At 41.2% G+C, this 16,268-nt stretch carries 12 protein-coding genes and 1 tRNA gene; 5 read left to right on the top strand and 8 right to left on the bottom strand.

The window, feature by feature from the left end; genetic code table 11:
* Positions 1-169 precede the first annotated feature (169 nt).
* Both L0M98_RS17770 and L0M98_RS17765 read right to left on the bottom strand, forming a co-directional pair.
* Complete coding sequence (locus L0M98_RS17770; protein ID WP_227217094.1) at positions 170-2,101, bottom strand: ATP-binding protein; 1,932 nt, start codon at positions 2,099-2,101, stop codon at positions 170-172.
* Positions 2,102-2,257: 156 nt separating this feature from the next.
* Positions 2,258-2,734 (bottom strand): Dps family protein, encoded by a 477-nt coding sequence (locus tag L0M98_RS17765; protein ID WP_099291745.1) that lies wholly within the window; start codon positions 2,732-2,734, stop codon positions 2,258-2,260.
* Between the two features lie 303 nt (positions 2,735-3,037).
* Here L0M98_RS17765 and L0M98_RS17760 point away from each other — a divergent pair.
* The 5 genes from L0M98_RS17760 to L0M98_RS17740 all read left to right on the top strand — a co-directional run bounded on the left by L0M98_RS17760 (position 3,038) and on the right by L0M98_RS17740 (position 7,563).
* Positions 3,038-3,112 (top strand) — tRNA-Val (locus L0M98_RS17760).
* A gap of 95 nt (positions 3,113-3,207) precedes the next feature.
* Positions 3,208-3,786: a Crp/Fnr family transcriptional regulator gene (locus L0M98_RS17755; RefSeq protein WP_227217095.1), complete on the top strand. Its 579-nt coding sequence runs from the start codon at positions 3,208-3,210 to the stop codon at positions 3,784-3,786.
* Between the two features lie 64 nt (positions 3,787-3,850).
* On the top strand, positions 3,851-4,273 hold the full coding sequence (locus L0M98_RS17750; RefSeq protein ID WP_227217096.1) for a GNAT family N-acetyltransferase: 423 nt from the start codon (positions 3,851-3,853) through the stop codon (positions 4,271-4,273).
* A gap of 125 nt (positions 4,274-4,398) precedes the next feature.
* Positions 4,399-5,139: a response regulator transcription factor gene (locus tag L0M98_RS17745; protein WP_227217097.1), complete on the top strand. Its 741-nt coding sequence runs from the start codon at positions 4,399-4,401 to the stop codon at positions 5,137-5,139.
* 87 nt (positions 5,140-5,226) lie between these two features.
* Positions 5,227-7,563, top strand: coding sequence for a TonB-dependent receptor (locus tag L0M98_RS17740; protein WP_227217098.1), 2,337 nt, complete (start codon positions 5,227-5,229; stop codon positions 7,561-7,563).
* A 54-nt stretch (positions 7,564-7,617) separates the two neighbouring features.
* On the opposite strand, the gene L0M98_RS17735 is transcribed toward L0M98_RS17740, so the two are convergent.
* From L0M98_RS17735 to L0M98_RS17710, 6 genes are all read right to left on the bottom strand, one after another.
* On the bottom strand, positions 7,618-8,727 hold the full coding sequence (locus L0M98_RS17735) for a TlpA disulfide reductase family protein (protein WP_186975890.1): 1,110 nt from the start codon (positions 8,725-8,727) through the stop codon (positions 7,618-7,620).
* Complete coding sequence (locus L0M98_RS17730) at positions 8,724-9,149, bottom strand: hypothetical protein (protein ID WP_099291739.1); 426 nt, start codon at positions 9,147-9,149, stop codon at positions 8,724-8,726. Before L0M98_RS17730 ends, L0M98_RS17735 begins: the two co-directional genes overlap by 4 nt.
* Positions 9,150-9,183: 34 nt before the next feature.
* A complete protein-coding gene (locus tag L0M98_RS17725; protein WP_186975891.1) occupies positions 9,184-9,840 on the bottom strand; it encodes a hypothetical protein in 657 nt (218 codons plus the stop codon).
* A 14-nt stretch (positions 9,841-9,854) separates the two neighbouring features.
* Entirely contained in the window at positions 9,855-11,396 is a 1,542-nt protein-coding gene (locus L0M98_RS17720) for a RagB/SusD family nutrient uptake outer membrane protein (protein WP_186975892.1), read from the bottom strand.
* A 5-nt stretch (positions 11,397-11,401) separates the two neighbouring features.
* Entirely contained in the window at positions 11,402-14,716 is a 3,315-nt protein-coding gene (locus L0M98_RS17715) for a SusC/RagA family TonB-linked outer membrane protein (RefSeq protein WP_227217099.1), read from the bottom strand.
* Between the two features lie 93 nt (positions 14,717-14,809).
* Entirely contained in the window at positions 14,810-16,258 is a 1,449-nt protein-coding gene (locus tag L0M98_RS17710) for a BACON domain-containing protein (protein ID WP_227217100.1), read from the bottom strand.
* Between the last annotated feature and the right edge of the window lie 10 nt (positions 16,259-16,268).

The raw sequence follows: 16,268 nt of genomic DNA, 5'->3' as shown, positions 1-16,268 counted from the left end.
TAGAAACCCTATACGAACCCTATACGAACGCTATATACAATAGCGTTCGTACAGGGAAGTAAAAGCTAAATTAAAACTTTACATGCACTATTGAACCGGAAGTGATCCCCTATTCCCGCGGAAATCACACGGGTAACGAGTAGGATTACACCCTAACCTATACTATCTATTATAGAAGTCTATCCCCCGGTTTCAAGGGCAAAGAGAACCAGAAAGTACTTCCTCTCCCTTCCTCGGATTCCACGCCGATAGTACCTCCCAGCTTATTTACGATCGTCTGGCATATCGCTAATCCTAATCCGGTTCCGTTCGAGAAACTATCCAATTTGATAAATCGTTTGAAAATATCGGTTTGCTTATTTGTCGGGATGCCCCTACCGGTATCGGAAACAAAGAAACGTAACTCATCCCCCCGTCGCTCGTACCCGAAATACACGTGTCCCTTGTTCGTGAATTTCAAGGCGTTGCTCATAAAGTTGGACAATACCTGCAATACCCTGTTCTTCTCCGTGTACACGATGCACTCGTCATGACGGGAGATAAAAGCCACCTCTATATCCGGATTATCGACTATTTTCTGGCGACTACTTAACTCGAGACTTCGTAGCAATTCATTCATATCCACCATCGTGTAAACAAATTCCAACGTCCCTGCCTCAATTTTGGACAAATCCAGTATATCACTGATCAATTGTAACAACAACTCGTTATTCCGTTGAATAATATCTATATACTCTTCTCTCTCCGTCCGGTCTTCCGTCTGTGTCAATAATTCGCTGAATCCCACGATAGCGTTTAACGGCGTACGAATCTCATGGCTCATGTTTGACAGGAACATCGATTTCAATTTATCGGAATTCTCCGCGGCCTCTTTCGCCCGTATCCACTCTTTCGCCACTCTGCGCCTTTCGGTTACATCCTCGTATTTCAACACGACACCCCGCGGTTGCCTGCCATCTTCCGCGGACACGGGAGTCGCCACAACTTCAACAAACACATCGCCTTCCAGTTCCAATTCCTTCGTTTCCACTTTACCGGAAATCAAAGCCCGCTGCATCACACAGCCGGGACAAGGTTCCTCTCTGCCCATAACGTTCCGGTAGCAACATACCCCTTGTTTGTATTTTCCGGCTAAAGGATGCGTGGAATACTTGGCCAAATTTTCCCATTCCACGATATAATCCGTGTTCACGTATACCAATCCGCTATTCGAGTGATCCAGTATCAACTGATTGATCTCTTGTATTTGCCTCAAATTTTGATTCGCCTTTTGCAATTGCTCCTGCACCCCGATCAAATCGGAAATATCCCAACGGGTCGCTAACAACCAATGATGAACGTCGTTTGCCACCATGTTTTTGTTCACGATCGAAACGTGTTTCACGCCATCGGGGGTCACGTACTCCTCTTGTTCCCGATACGAACCGCCATTCTTTATAATCTCGAAATCTATTTCCCTGTACTGACGTCCCCGTTCTTCACCGTAAATTTCAATATCATTTTTCCCGAGAACTTCTTCCCGGGTATATCCTCCCAGTAGCTCGCATTGTTTATTCCAAAAAATATATTTCAGATCGTCCTCGATATCTTTAATAATCAATGGCATCGGCATATTATCCAAAACAGCGTTCAACAGCCGCTCGTTCTGCTTGATTTCAGCCTCCGTCTTCTTACGTTCCGTGATATCCCGCTCGAAACAAGCGACGAGATTATCCTCCACCCGCTTGAAACGTCCCTCGTAAAGTATCTTTTTCCCGTTCATCGTTACCGAATACTCGGACTCGCGCACCTCGCCCGTCAATAAAGCCTCTTGTATATTAGCGGTCACGTCCTCCACGCACTCCGGGTCAACACAATTCTTCAAGTTTCTCCCGATCAACGCCTCAACCGGTAACGACAATTTCGAGGCGTCGGCATTATATATCTTTTGTATTTCCAGTTTGTTATCCACCATGAAAATCATATCCGGCACAGAGCTGATGATCCTCTCCGGCATCGTTTCTGCCGTACCGTCACGCGCTTCGGACATCCTTCTTTTATAGTAAAGAAAGAAAGCCAGATTACTTAAAGTCACTATTCCGGCAATAATATACTCCCACATGGTGTTGATGAATTAGATTGTTATATAACGCAAATATAGTAATTAAAACGTCACCCCAAGGGAGAAGTTGCCGAAAAAGGTTTCTATAGCTGATAAAGAGAAAGGCTACCGGATGATTCCGATAGCCTTCTGTGGTTACAAATTCAAAACTTAAACTTATTCACTTAAAAATGCCCGTAGCATCCACAAAGTCTTTTCCTGTTCGGAGATATAAGGATTGATCATATCCTGAGTACCGTCATCTCCCGCCTCGGCTGCAAGTGCCAAAATCTCTCTTTCCTTCCGGATTAAAATCACGAGGCTGTCCATGATATGCTTCACGCATTCCAATCCGTTGGAAACACCCGTTACTTCTTTGATCTCGGCTACTTTCATGTAAGCCGAGTAAGCGTGTAACGGGGTCCCTTCCAACGTAAGCACGCGCTCAGCAATCTCGTCTATTTTCTCGATAGCGTCATTGTAATACTCTTCAAATTTGGCATGCAACTGGAAGAACCCGCGTCCCTTCACGTTCCAGTGGAAACCTCTCACGTTCTGATAATACAACTGATAGTTTGCCAATAAATCATTCAAATGCTCAACTAATTGTTTTGATTTCTCAACGTCTAATCCGATTAAATTCTTTGTTTTCATATCTATTGATTTTTATTATTATATTTCTCTTTCATTTTTCTATTACAAATATAAGAAGTATAATAATATAAATCAAATCGATTGTTTTTATGATTACATCTAATAAAATTATAACAACTACCATTCAATAACATAGAATACAATAAAATCTATATTTACGTGAAAAATAATTTTAAAATGACTTTTCTCTATCATTAAATTCCACATTTAAATAAAACCTTCTTCTTTTTTGAAAAAAAAATCGACTAAACTTTTGCAGTATTCAAAAATTGCGTTACATTTGCACCCGCAATCAAGCAACACGGGCGCTTAGCTCAGCTGGTTCAGAGCATCTGGTTTACACCCAGAGGGTCGGGGGTTCGAATCCCTCAGCGCCCACTCCCGTGGAGCCGAAAGGCGAAAAGGAAAGATAAAAACCTGTAAGCATCAACAACTTACAGGTTTTCTTTTTATAATCCAGTGACTTTTAGTTTATGCTTTTAGAAAAACTACTTAAAGAATTTAATTTTAGCACCAATACTTTTAATTTGGAGGAATCTAAATTATTCGACCAATATTTTGAACGAATATTAATTAGCAAAGGCACATTCTTGATTAAGGAAGGAGAAATAGAAAGGTATAGTCATTTCGTTTTTGACGGAATATTACGTTGCTGGCTTTTAAATCATAAAGGGGAAGAACAAGTTTTCTGGTTTTGTAAAGAGGGTACGTTTTCAATGTCAAACATATCTTTTACATTACAAACAAGGTCTGCATTTAACGTGCAAACAATTGTAGATAGCGTTATTTACCGAATAGACAAACAACAAGTAAATGAACTATATACTGCTATCCCTAAGGTAAAAACCGTATTCGAAGATTTGAATGCTATATTGTTGAATAAACTCTTGAAAAGAAATATCGACTTGATTAAATATTCTCCTGAACAGTATTATCTACAGATGATTGAAGAATATGGCATTACATTAAACTATATACCATTAAAAGATATAGCTTCTTACTTGGGTATCACACCGCAAGCACTAAGCAGAATCCGTAAACGTATTTCTTAACTTGGGTTCAGTGCTTTGAATATGTAAGTTCCGAACTTTACAACCTTAAATCGAAAGTACAGTTATGATTAGAAAAATAAAAACTACGGATTATCCGCGTTTGACGGAAATTTGGGAAAGTGCAGTGTTGAGTACACATGATTTTCTCAAAGAGGAAGATTTTCTAAACTATAAAGAACACCTTCCGGTATATTTTCAGCATGTCACTCTATTCGGGTTTGAACAAGAGGGTATCTTAATCGGGTTTATGGGTATCGCGGAAAGAAATCTTGAAATGTTATTTATCGACAATAATTATCGAGGCACGGGTATCGGGAAAAAATTGATTACTTATGCCATAGATAATTTGCAAGTAACTAAAGTCGATGTGAACGAGCAAAATACTCAAGCTGTCGGTTTTTATAAACATATGGGCTTTAGCGTATACAAAAGGTCAAGCTTAGACGGAGAAGGTAAAGAATATCCTATTTTACACATGCGGTTGTAGCTTTCAATATTATACCTGAATATTTGACCTCACGGGCGAGAGGCGTGTTTTGAAGTGAAGCCTAAAAGTTGTTTTTACACGAGAATTACTATTTTTACGCCTGAAAAAACATAATAGTCAATTCTATGGATAACCTTCAAAAAGAATACCTCGAATTGTTGAAATCCCAGCATTTCGATAAAGAAGAGTTGGATTATGACATACTGGATAAACATATTTCGGTTTTATCAAAATCAACTGTTTTTTCAGGAAGCGCGGTATCGATTTTCGACATGTATAAAAAATACCATGTTTACGAGTCATCGTATCACAAAGAACTGTTCAAAAATTCAAACGGGGAATACACGAGCGTGCAAATTCATCCCGATGATTACGAACAAGTCCTGAAAAACGGCATTGCCGCGATGAAGCATATTTTCATGCACAATAAATACACGAAATACAGCAAACTGATTCGGGAATACAGAACTTTGATTAACGGTAAGTACAAAAGAATTACCGAACAAATACAAATTCTGGAAATAGACAAAAGGGGTAATATTTGGTTGTCTTTAAGCATTGTTGATATTTCCCTCAATCAATCCCCTTTTTCAAAAGTCAACTCCCAACTGGTCAATTTCAAAACGGGAGATATATTTTCCCCGCTAGATAAATATTTCGATAAAGACACCATTTTGTCACAACGGGAAATAGAGATATTGAAATGGATAGAACGGGGAAAGTTAAGCAAGGAAATCGCTGAATATTTAAACATCAGCATACACACGGTAAATACTCACAGGCAACGAATACTTGAAAAACTGAACGTGAACAATTCCATAGAAGCGATTAAATACGCTCAAACATTAGGCTTACTGGATACGTGATTACTGATTTATCAGTATTGTAACCGCCGCGGGAGCCGGGTAATTTTGCATCAAAATTCTTAAAAACAATTTAATGCAATTGAAGCCATGAAGAAAATTTGTATTGTTATTCTGCTGAATACTCTATTTTTCAATTTCTCGCACGGGCAATCATACCAGACCGTCAAAGGAACTGTCACCGAAAAAAATAGTGGCACTCCTGTTCCTTACGCGTCTGTCATGTTGCTTAATATTACTCCCGTCATCGGTGCCACCACGGATACGGCAGGCCAATTTTCTTTGCCGAACGTACCGGTGGGAAGACATAATATAGAAGTACGTTGTCTAGGGTATGAAACCGTTACCGTGAAAGAGATTCTTGTCAGTTCTTCCAAAGAAATAATTCTTGACATCCGTTTGCAGGAAACTTTAATGGAATTGGGCGAAATAACAGTCAAGCCGAGCATCAATAAAACACAACCTCTTAACAGCATGGCTATCGCAGGCGGGCGTATGCTGAGCGTGGAAGAAGCAAGCCGTTACGCGGGCGGGATGGATGACCCGGCACGTCTGGTATCCTCGTTCGCGGGAGTAACGGCAAACGTGGGAAATAATGGCATCGCGATACGGGGAAACGCACCCAAGTTTCTACAATGGCGCATGGAAGATGTCGAGATACCCAACCCGAACCATTTTGCAGACGTCACGAGTTTCGGCGGTGGTGGATTGACAGCTCTAAGTAGTCTGGTTCTCGGGAACTCCGATTTTTTTACCGGGGCTTTTCCTGCCGAATACAACAACGCCCTATCGGGTGTTTTTGACATGTATCTTAGAAATGGCAATAACACACGACATGAACATACTGCGCAAATCAGTTTTCTCGGTATCGAGGCTGCATCCGAGGGACCTTTCACGAAAGGATACGACGGTTCCTATCTCTTTAATTACCGTTATTCCACGCTGGCATTATTATCACCGTTGCAACCGGAAGACGCGGACGGCACGGACTATCAAGACCTGTCATTCAAATTATTTTTCCCAACCCGTAAGGCCGGAGTTTTTTCCGCGTGGGGAATGGGATTAATTGACCACTCGGGTACCATAGCGGAGAAAGATAAAAGCAAATGGCAATACGAGCAGGATATGGAAAATCAAGACGTGAAACAATACGCCGGGGCATTGGGAGTCAATCACAAGATAAATATTGACAAGACATCTTTCTTGAAAACAACAATAGCGTTGACCGTTAGCGGGTTGGATATGCACACGGAACGAATGAATGAACACGTGTTACTTGTACCGAAAAACGTCATAAAAAATACCAACTGGAACTTCGTGCTTTCCTCCGCATTCCAAAAGCGATACAGTGAATATCATACAAATAAAACAGGTTTCAGAATTACCGGGTTGAAATATGACATGTTCATGCAAGACGCACAAAAAACAAGAGGAGAATTACAAACTTTAACTGATGAGTCGGGATTCAGTTCTTTGCTTACCGCTTATTCCTCTTCCACGTTCCGGTTTACCAACCAATGGAGCGTGAATGTCGGGATAAACGCGCAATATTTTACCCTCAATGGGAATTACACGATTGAACCGCGGGTGAGCCTGAAATGTCAATTTATGCCCAACCAAGCATACTCTTTGGCTTATGGCATGCACAGCCGTTTGGAAATGCTGAATTATTATTTCACGGAAAAAGAAGGGGAAAAAATAAATAAAGACCTTGATTTCACGAAAGCGCATCATTTGTCTTTAGGTTATGATTTGAATATCGGGGAAAATAAACATTTAAAAATTGAACCTTATATACAATATCTATATGATGTTCCGGTTTTGCCCGACAGCACCTACTCTTTTATTAATTTACAAGGCAATGATGATTGGTTTCTGTCGGAAAGACTTATTAACACGGGGAAAGGGCTTAATTACGGGATTGATATCACATTCGAGAAATATATGTCACGCGGGGATTATTACATGATAACAGCTTCCATATTCAATTCTCGGTACAAAACAACAAGGGACAAATGGTATAATACCCGTTACAATCGTAATTTCGCACTCAATTTACTCGCGGGGAAAGAATGGATGCTAGGTGAAAATAATCAGAATATACTGGGGATAAATGCCAGAGCAACATTTCAAGGTGGTGACAGGTATTCCCCGATTAATGAAATCGTTTCTTTAAAACAACAAGACGCAATTCATGACGAGAGTAAACCTTATTCTAAACAATTAGCCCCGGTTTTACTGGGACATCTAACAATAAGTTATAAAATAAACAAGAAAAAAGTGTCACATGAGGTTGCGGCCAAAGTACTGAATATTACCGGATACAAGGATTATTACGGGCATAGGTATAATTATATCACGCGTCAGGTGGAGGCCGAAAGAGAAGCGAATGTAATACCGAATATTAGTTATAAAATAGAATTTTAGATTTTATACTAGTAGAGTTCCCGTTTCACTTCCCGGGAACTCTATTTACAATTATTATTTTCCTAATCTTTTTTCCAATTCCGCCCGAAGAACTTCATCTTGCAAGTTCCGACCTACAATTTTATTATCCTCATCCAAAAGCAATATATTCGGAACTGATGTAACTACATACAAATCTGAAGCCTTACCCTGATTCTTCTCATCAATCAACTGAATCCAAGAATATTGATCCCGTTCTAAAGCCCCCAACCACCTTTTCTCGCTAAGATCCATGGAAAAACCGACAATCTCCAATCCTTTGTCATGAAATTCATCATAAAGTTTTAGTAATTTCGAACCTTCTTTCTGGCAATCTCCACTCCAAGAAGCCCAGAAATACAACAACTTCACCTTACCTTTAACATCATACAAAGATACCGATTCTCCATCAGGCGTGTACGCGAAAAAATCAGGTGCCGTTTCCCCAACTTTCAACTTCTCGTATTGCGTCAACATCGACTTGATATATTTACCATAAGTCGTGTTCCAAGCGTTTGGTCCCAACACCCGACTTTCCGCCTTCAACAAATCAAGATCATGCCTGCTTCTGGTAAACAACAAATAAGCCGCAACATAAGTATCTTTATATACATTCAACAAAGAGTCCTCACCCCGTCGCGCTTGAACTTTCAATTGCCCGTAACGACGAGCGGCACGCTCTAGATCTTCTTGCTTTCCATCCTGTTGAGCCCGCTGAATATCCTTGGCTACCGCATCCATTTTAATTCTAAAACCCAAAGAAAGGCTTAAGAATTTAGCCGCAATATCTTGAATACCTCCTCCCGTGACCTTACTGGAAAAAATATCATTCGTCCGATTATAATAAGCTTCAAATTTATTTTCGCTATTTTCAAGAAAAAGCGGTAAAGATCCCATCGTACACCCTTCAGGAATTAACGCTGCCTCGATAATGGAATCAACGGATCCCGTGAGCCGGAAACGACCGTCCACGATAGGAGCCCTCGCAAAAGTATCACTGGCGTTCAAAGTAATAAGTAACATCGTTCCCTCCTTGGGAGTATCAACATAACCTTCAATAACAAACCCCGGCTTCTGCTGAACAGCCATTAAAACAACAAGCGAACCGAAAATCAAACACGCAATAATCTGTTTCAATTTCATCATTTTTCTTTCACAATTACAGTAAACACCGCATCTTTAAACTTTTTATATCCTTCGTTTTCAAAATCAAGAGAGATGAGGTAGCGTCCGGGAGCAATTTGATGTTCTAACGGAATCATAAATGTTCCATCATTTCTAACAGACAACCATTTCAACATGCTATCTTTATCACCATCAAAAGCCACAACATCCCGAACACTAAAAAAAATCGGTCTCGTACCTTCCACGCCTTCTATCTGGTAACTCATCCAAGGCTGTCCCGTTTTAACACGTTGTGCATCTATACCCGTGGAGTCCAAATGAATACGTACGACTAGAGAATCCGGATTGTATGCCGCATTTTTTACATCCAGATAACCTACCGTAATATCCTGACATCCCCAGTAGACAAGTAATAACAGAACTATTCCTAATAATTTTCTCATATTATCTAATTTTTACATTCATCCATCATATTACTTACTGCCATTCCGCCATTTTATAATCCCAACGATAATACTCCGTGAGAGCGTGAATAACCCCATTGACAGGCTGGATATCAGGAGTGGCAACAGGCCAATACTTCTTATCCGTCAAAGAATAGCTATACATAAACTCGGGTCCCATATCCGGTATGCCCCCGTAATCCGTCTTCTCCCGGTAAATCAACACTTCCCCTCCATCCAACGTCGTAAACACACTACCGCCGATTTCCTCCGCGGGTAACTCCCCATCAGTGAAATTAACCTCGGGATTCCGGTATCCCATCTCTTGTTTAAGATGCTTTCCCCGGATCACATGATGCATAACCACGTTTCTACAAAATGTAGAACTAAGTTGAGGCACACTATCCAAATCGTTTCGCAACAAATAAAGATAAACCGTATGTGTCTTAAACGCCAGAAAAGTAATTTCCGGACAATCCGCATCCATTCCCTCGAACAAATCAACAAGTCCGGCACGCTCGATCATCTCGACCGTCATACCAAAATTGTAATGATCCCCCCGAAGATAATCCATAACCGACCCCTCGTAATAAGGAGAAGAAATACCCGTGTCTATAACATCCTGTTTCGTGCAGGCAAAACAACAGACACACAAAATACATATTGCAATATATCTCAACATCGTTTTCATACACCTTTATAATTCTACATTTTTTTCAACCAAAACGTATTCTGTCTCATCAATGTATTCCTCACAAAAGCCGCCGAACCGACAGCATTCCAGAACGCACCGTCAACAAAATCCTGATCATCCAAGGTGATAAAATTTCCCCTCAAATCAAGTTTTCGATAATTATTGCGCATAATATCGAAATAACGCTCACCTTCCAACAGCAACTCTTTCTCCCGCTCCTTGAATATAGCACGCTGCAAATCTCCGTTATACTCGGTATTTTTGTAATCAGCAGCTCCCGCACGCCGACGTACCGTATTCAAATCATCGATCGCACCTTTCTTATTACCTAAATGGCATCTACATTCCGCACGCAATAAAATCACATCCGCCAACCGCCACCAAATCATATTTTGATCAAACGTGATGAACTTCCCCTTATCATTCCCCGCTGTCTCCAACACACATTTTCTCCATTTATATAAAAACGCATCCCGATACAAAGGCGTACCGCCTTCACTGACCACCTGCACGTTCATGGAATCCGGCTTATAAAAATACGCATTCCGTCGTTGATCTTTCCCCGGGTACATTGCTTTTACATCCTGATAACTTACAGCATCCCAACCTCTATTTTCACCGGGACCAACCATCGGTTTCACCGGATAAGTCGTGTAAATCGTGGCATACACGTTAAAAGGATTAGACCCTACCTCATTCCAGAAATTCCGGAAAACACTCACGAAAATCGCTTCTTTCCCTCCATCAACCAACACCCGCGTGCAGACTTCTTCCGGTGTAGCAGCTAACTCGTACTCTTCCGACCAAATAACATCGGTACAAGCGGTTTCCGCTCTTTGCCATAACTCGTCTTCATCGTAATCATTCTCATCCCGTGAAGCCAAATACTTACATCCCGCTTTCCACGCGCAAAGATGCGCCAACAACGTATTGGCAGCCCCTCTGACTGGAGTCGACTTATACGATATCCCGCCTCCATCACATTTTGTCGCCTGCGATAATTCCGGTAACAAATCCGCAGCCATCTGCGCCATGTATATCGCGGAATCCGCAATCGTTGTCCAAGGAGACTTGGCAATCGGCTCAAGCTCGACCTGAGTTCCGATATAAGGACAATCACCCCATCTGCGAATCAATTCGTAATAACAAAATGCCTTGAAAAAATATACTTGACCCTTGTAAAAATTCCTTCGCTCTCGAGTCATTTTTACCTGATCGATATAAGGCAAAACAATATTAGCCGAAGCAATAATCTGATAAATATTACCCCAATCACACAAAGCGTAAGTATACGGTTGATCAAGAGTTTGTTCACTATTACCCCAAATATTGGAAGCAAAACGTCCGGCCCGAGCAGGTTTAATCCGCTGGTTATCTTGCGAATAATCCCGAATTTTCTTTTCTATTGTTCCCAAACCGACCTCGATCTCTCGTTCTGTTTGCATCGCATTCGAAAAAGTAACCGAATTTTCCGGATCCATATCCAGAATGTCATTACATGCCCAACAACCGAACAAAATGCCCAAACCTATAATATAACTAAGTTTTCTCATCCTCACTAAAATTTAAACGTAACACCTATGGTAAACTTCCTCGCCAAGGGATAAGAACCTTGTATTCCATTTCCTGTAAGCACCCCGTCAATACCCGTGGTAATATCGACAGTTTCGGGATCCATACCGATATAATTCGTCCAAGTCAACAAATTTTCTCCACTAACAAAAAACCTCAATTGATCGATAAACCAACGTCTCGTCCATCGAGAGGGAAGAGTATAGCCAACAGTCAATGTTTTCAATTTCAACCAATTCACCTTGGAAACATTTCTATCTAACAAATAATCATACACATGATTATCAAGAATTCCCGGTTGCAATCTAGCATAATCGGCACGATCCCCGTTTTTTTCCCAGAAAGTAGTTTTTTCCAAATCGAAAACCAAAGCGTAGTAATCATTATTCATCATAATAGACTGTACTGCATACGGATACAAAATATGCCTTCCCAACTGATAACTTAATAACATATTAACATCAAATCCCTTCCATTTCAACTCGTTGACAATTCCCCCGGATATAGAGGGCAAAGCACTTCCGATATATACCAAATCATTACCATCTATATGACCGTCGCCACTCGCATCCACGATTTTGTAATCTCCCGGTTGCATATATCCCGAACCCACGTTCATCGGTCCGTTTGAACCATCTGTTTTCCAACTAACAGGAACTTCCGCCTGATCATTAATAAACCCTTCCGTTCTCAACACGCGCATCTGATTAAGAGGCTTACCTATAATCTTATTATCCAAATCATGACCATCGTATGACTTCTCAAAACGATTCCAGTTCCTTGCCCCGTTAACCGACATACGCCACAAAAAATCGGGACGATCAAAGAACTTATACTCCACCATCAACTCTATACCTTCATTAGAAATTGCGGCAGTATTCCTCCATTGATTGTGAAAACCGTTATAATTTCCCGGCAGGGGCACAGGCATTAGCAAATCTTCTGTATACCGGTAATAGTAATCTAACGTAACACCAAGTCGATAATTCAAAAAATTCAAATCAAGCCCGAAATCATACTGGGACGTTTTCTCCCACGATAGATCTTGATTATACAACCCGTCATTCCACACCGGAGTAATAACAGGATTACCCAAATAAGAAGAATTATCCACGGCCATAATTCCCAACGCCAGATAATTCTGATAAAAATGCATACCGGACATCCCCCAACTCACCCGAAGCTTTCCAAAATTGAACCAATTTTTGAACGACTCCATAAAATTTTCCTCCGTGAAAGTCCAACCCGCGGCAATAGCAGGAAACGTCCCCCACTTGTTATTTTTCCCGAAAGTTGACGAACCATCCCTCCGTATGGAAGCTGATAAAAAATACTTCTGCAAATAATTATACTCCAAACGGGCAAACCACGAAAGTAATGTTTTCTCCTCCATGTCCGAAATATAATTCTTCAACGCAACAGTTTGTTGAAAATCACCACTTCCCAAAATCGTTAAACCGGGTAGTCCACCGGGCGCATACTCGATCTTATCACTGGGAGAATTCCGGGCATATCCCCCGTTGTACTCTATCTGGTCATATTGATAAGAAAAACCACCGATAGCAGAAATCGAATGACTCTCTCCAATTATCTTATTATAAGAAATCAAGTTCTCATTTAATACCATTAGATTAATTCCCGTTTCTCCCAAACTGTTCGACCACCCGTTCACGTCCAACGAAGCGGGCGCAAAATAATTTCTTCTTTCAATTGAATAATCCGCAGCAAGTGAAGCCGAAATATTCAATCCCTCGATCAAATCCAAACCGAGTTTAAAATTAGAACGCAAACGTACAGACCGATTCCGTTCGTGAATCCCTTGATATTGATTAATAATCTCATCCCAAACGACAGTTCCTTCTCCCGGCAAGAAAGTATTTAACTGGTAAGGATCTCCCGGTACCGTTTCCACGTTCTGCACGGAGGTCAATTGCCCGGACCGAACTCCCCGCATACGACCGGCAAGAGAAGCGTTGAAACGCAAATCAACATTAAAACGTTCCACGGGAGTAACATTCATCTGCGAATTCAAATCGATACGATTATACCCGGTTCCCTTCACAATACCTTCTTCATCATAATACCCGAGACCGATACCATAAGTCATTCTCTCTTGTCCCCCGTAAGCCTGAATATTGGCATTCGTCACTCTCCCCGTGCGATAATACATCGGGAAGAAATTAGTTGAATGAGCGTAAAAAGCATTCAAACTATCTTGATAAATATTTCCTTTCTTGGCAATTAAATTCCTATGCGGCTCCCAAAAACCGTCTAATTTTGCATCACCACCCACTTCATATACCTCTTTCCAAGAAGTCGGATATTTATATCGTCCCGTTTCTGGATCCCGATAAGCCACCATCGACCGTCTTTGTTGTTCCAGCCGGAAACGACGCTCGGCACTCCCGATGGTAACCGTGGGCAACTGGGGTAAAATACTCCAAGTCTGGGAGGCATTGACTGAAAAAGTAGCCTTTTGATTCTTACTTCCCTTCTTCGTGGTCACGATGATAACCCCGTTAGCAGCACGAGAACCATAAATAGCCGCAGAAGACGCATCCTTAAGAATTTGGATAGACTCTATCATATCCGGATTCAAATCCGACAATAAATTTGTACCCGTGACCGGAGAAGTAAAAGAATTCAACGGGACCCCGTCAACAACCCACAACGGGTTGGAAAAGCGCCGTCCCTGTTCAACATCCAACGAATTGTACCCCCGGATAGTAATAGCCGTTCCCCCGCTTCCGGGAGCTCCCGACATATTGGTAACATCCATACCGGCAACCCGCCCTTGCAAAAGATTAGCTATATTAGAAGTAGGTATTCCCTCAAGTTCCTCTGCTTTAATAACGGAAACCGCCCCGGTCGCTTTACGACGAGTTGTTGTTCCGTATCCCACAACAACAACTTCATCTATACTTTCGACATCTTCTTCAAGCACCACCACCATACGAGGTGCCCCCGCTTTATAAGCAACTTTCTTTTCTTTAAACCCTATAAACGTAAATATCAAGACTCCACCTTTCCCCGGTAACCGTAGCTTAAATTCACCTTTATTATCCGTAGCAGTACCCACTTTTGTTCCCTCCACTCGCACGGTCACTCCCGGCATGGGAACATTCTTTTCATCGACAACCACTCCATGAATCAGAGAATCCTTAACCTGTTGCGACTCTGTATGAATTATTTTAGGAATCGTCGTGGCATTCAACTCCCCCCAACCGGGGAGTATCAAGAAGAAAAGAAGAAACATAACGCAACCTCTTCCTCTTGAAAAGGAATCATAGTTTTTACTCATACTCCATTTTAATATTCTACACTGAAAAAGAAAAAGCGAAGGTGTGTTAAAAGTCCATTCCCTTCTAAACACACCTTCATAAAAACACCATTATTAATACTTATACGACCAAACGCAACGCGCTATTATCTCTTTGAAATCATTTTTACGACCAGATAAAGCACTAGTCTTAATTGTTTCATAAGCAGCAGTATAAGGAGTATATTGCCAAGTGAAAACATTATTGACTCCATCCTGACTACCTTCTGAACAAGTCCAATATTTTGCATAAATTTTGTTGTTATCTCTAATGTACGGCATCTGTCCTAAATCTTCCAAGACTTTATTAAACACACTTAGGTTTTTGTTCAATATGACATTAAGACGATTAGGAAACATTCCCGAAACATCTGCTTCAGGAATATACCACCCTTCCATACCGGTTTTCTCATCCATTTCAGCACAATAGGCAAACACGGGATATTTTTCTTTCCAATTTTCCTGTTGTTTGATTTTTTTGTACATACTTTCACCTGATTCGAAATAATTAGCTATAGCTTTAGTTTCCGTACTCCATACCAATCCTTCCTTTTCTTCCAACGCCCAAACATCAACTTGGTTATTTTCATTTCTAATCACTATCCCCACTTCTTTTCCCTTGTAGTAAAAGATACTACCCATTTTCAACTCTTCTCCGGTTTGTAATACCTTTACTTCCACACTCGTTTCCTTCCCATCAGAAACCGTCACTACAGCATTCCGCTCATCTTGACCGAAATTCGTCGTGGCAGAAATAGTAATACCGTTATCCGTAGCTTCAACTTTACACCAATCCGCATCAGACGTAAGGTTCAATTGCTTAACATCAATATTCGCAATTACAATCTCCCTGTACCCTAGAGAATTCAATTCTATTTCCGTAGACGACAACTCGATCTGTATTGAACCATCCGCTTGTTTTACCGTTACCTCGGCTTCTGCATTATTTGATTCCGTACCTGCAATCACCTTAAAGGTCGTTTCACGAGCCGCTTCAGAATTCAAATCAAGTGTCACGCTCAATGAAGTTTTATCCTCGGCAAGTGTAACATGACACCACGACTCCATATCCTTCGTGTCTATTTTCACGTCTGCCTGATTCGTTTCAATAGTTATCGTCTTCGTTTCCGCAGTCTTAGCCTTGAATTCTAAAACATCGGCAGACAACTCCAAAGTAGCTTCTACCGCTGCAGATTGACGCACTTCCACAATTTGGTCTACAGCATACTCCGCTTTAACAGTCACCTTAGCCGCCCGTAACTCCACCTCGTTGTGGGACTCCACCGTGAGTTTCAACTTATCGCCTGCCTGCTCGATCTTACACCATTCCGCATCGGAAGAAGCAGTCCACGCCTCGGCAGTCGTAACCACGGCAATATCCCTACTTCCTCCTTGAGCGCTAAACTCCACTTTAGACGGACTCACCGTAAGAGGTACTTCCGAGGGGGCTTTGTCACTATCACTACAAGAACACAACATTCCCCAAATGCTTAACACAAGCATTAACATCAGATTCTTTTTCATAATCATCAGA

Source organism: Butyricimonas sp. DFI.6.44 (genome assembly GCF_022132345.1).
GTDB classification, from domain to species: domain Bacteria; phylum Bacteroidota; class Bacteroidia; order Bacteroidales; family Marinifilaceae; genus Butyricimonas; species Butyricimonas muris.
The sequence above is the reverse complement of the archived record's forward strand: the minus strand, read 5'-3'. Positions and strand labels throughout refer to the sequence as shown.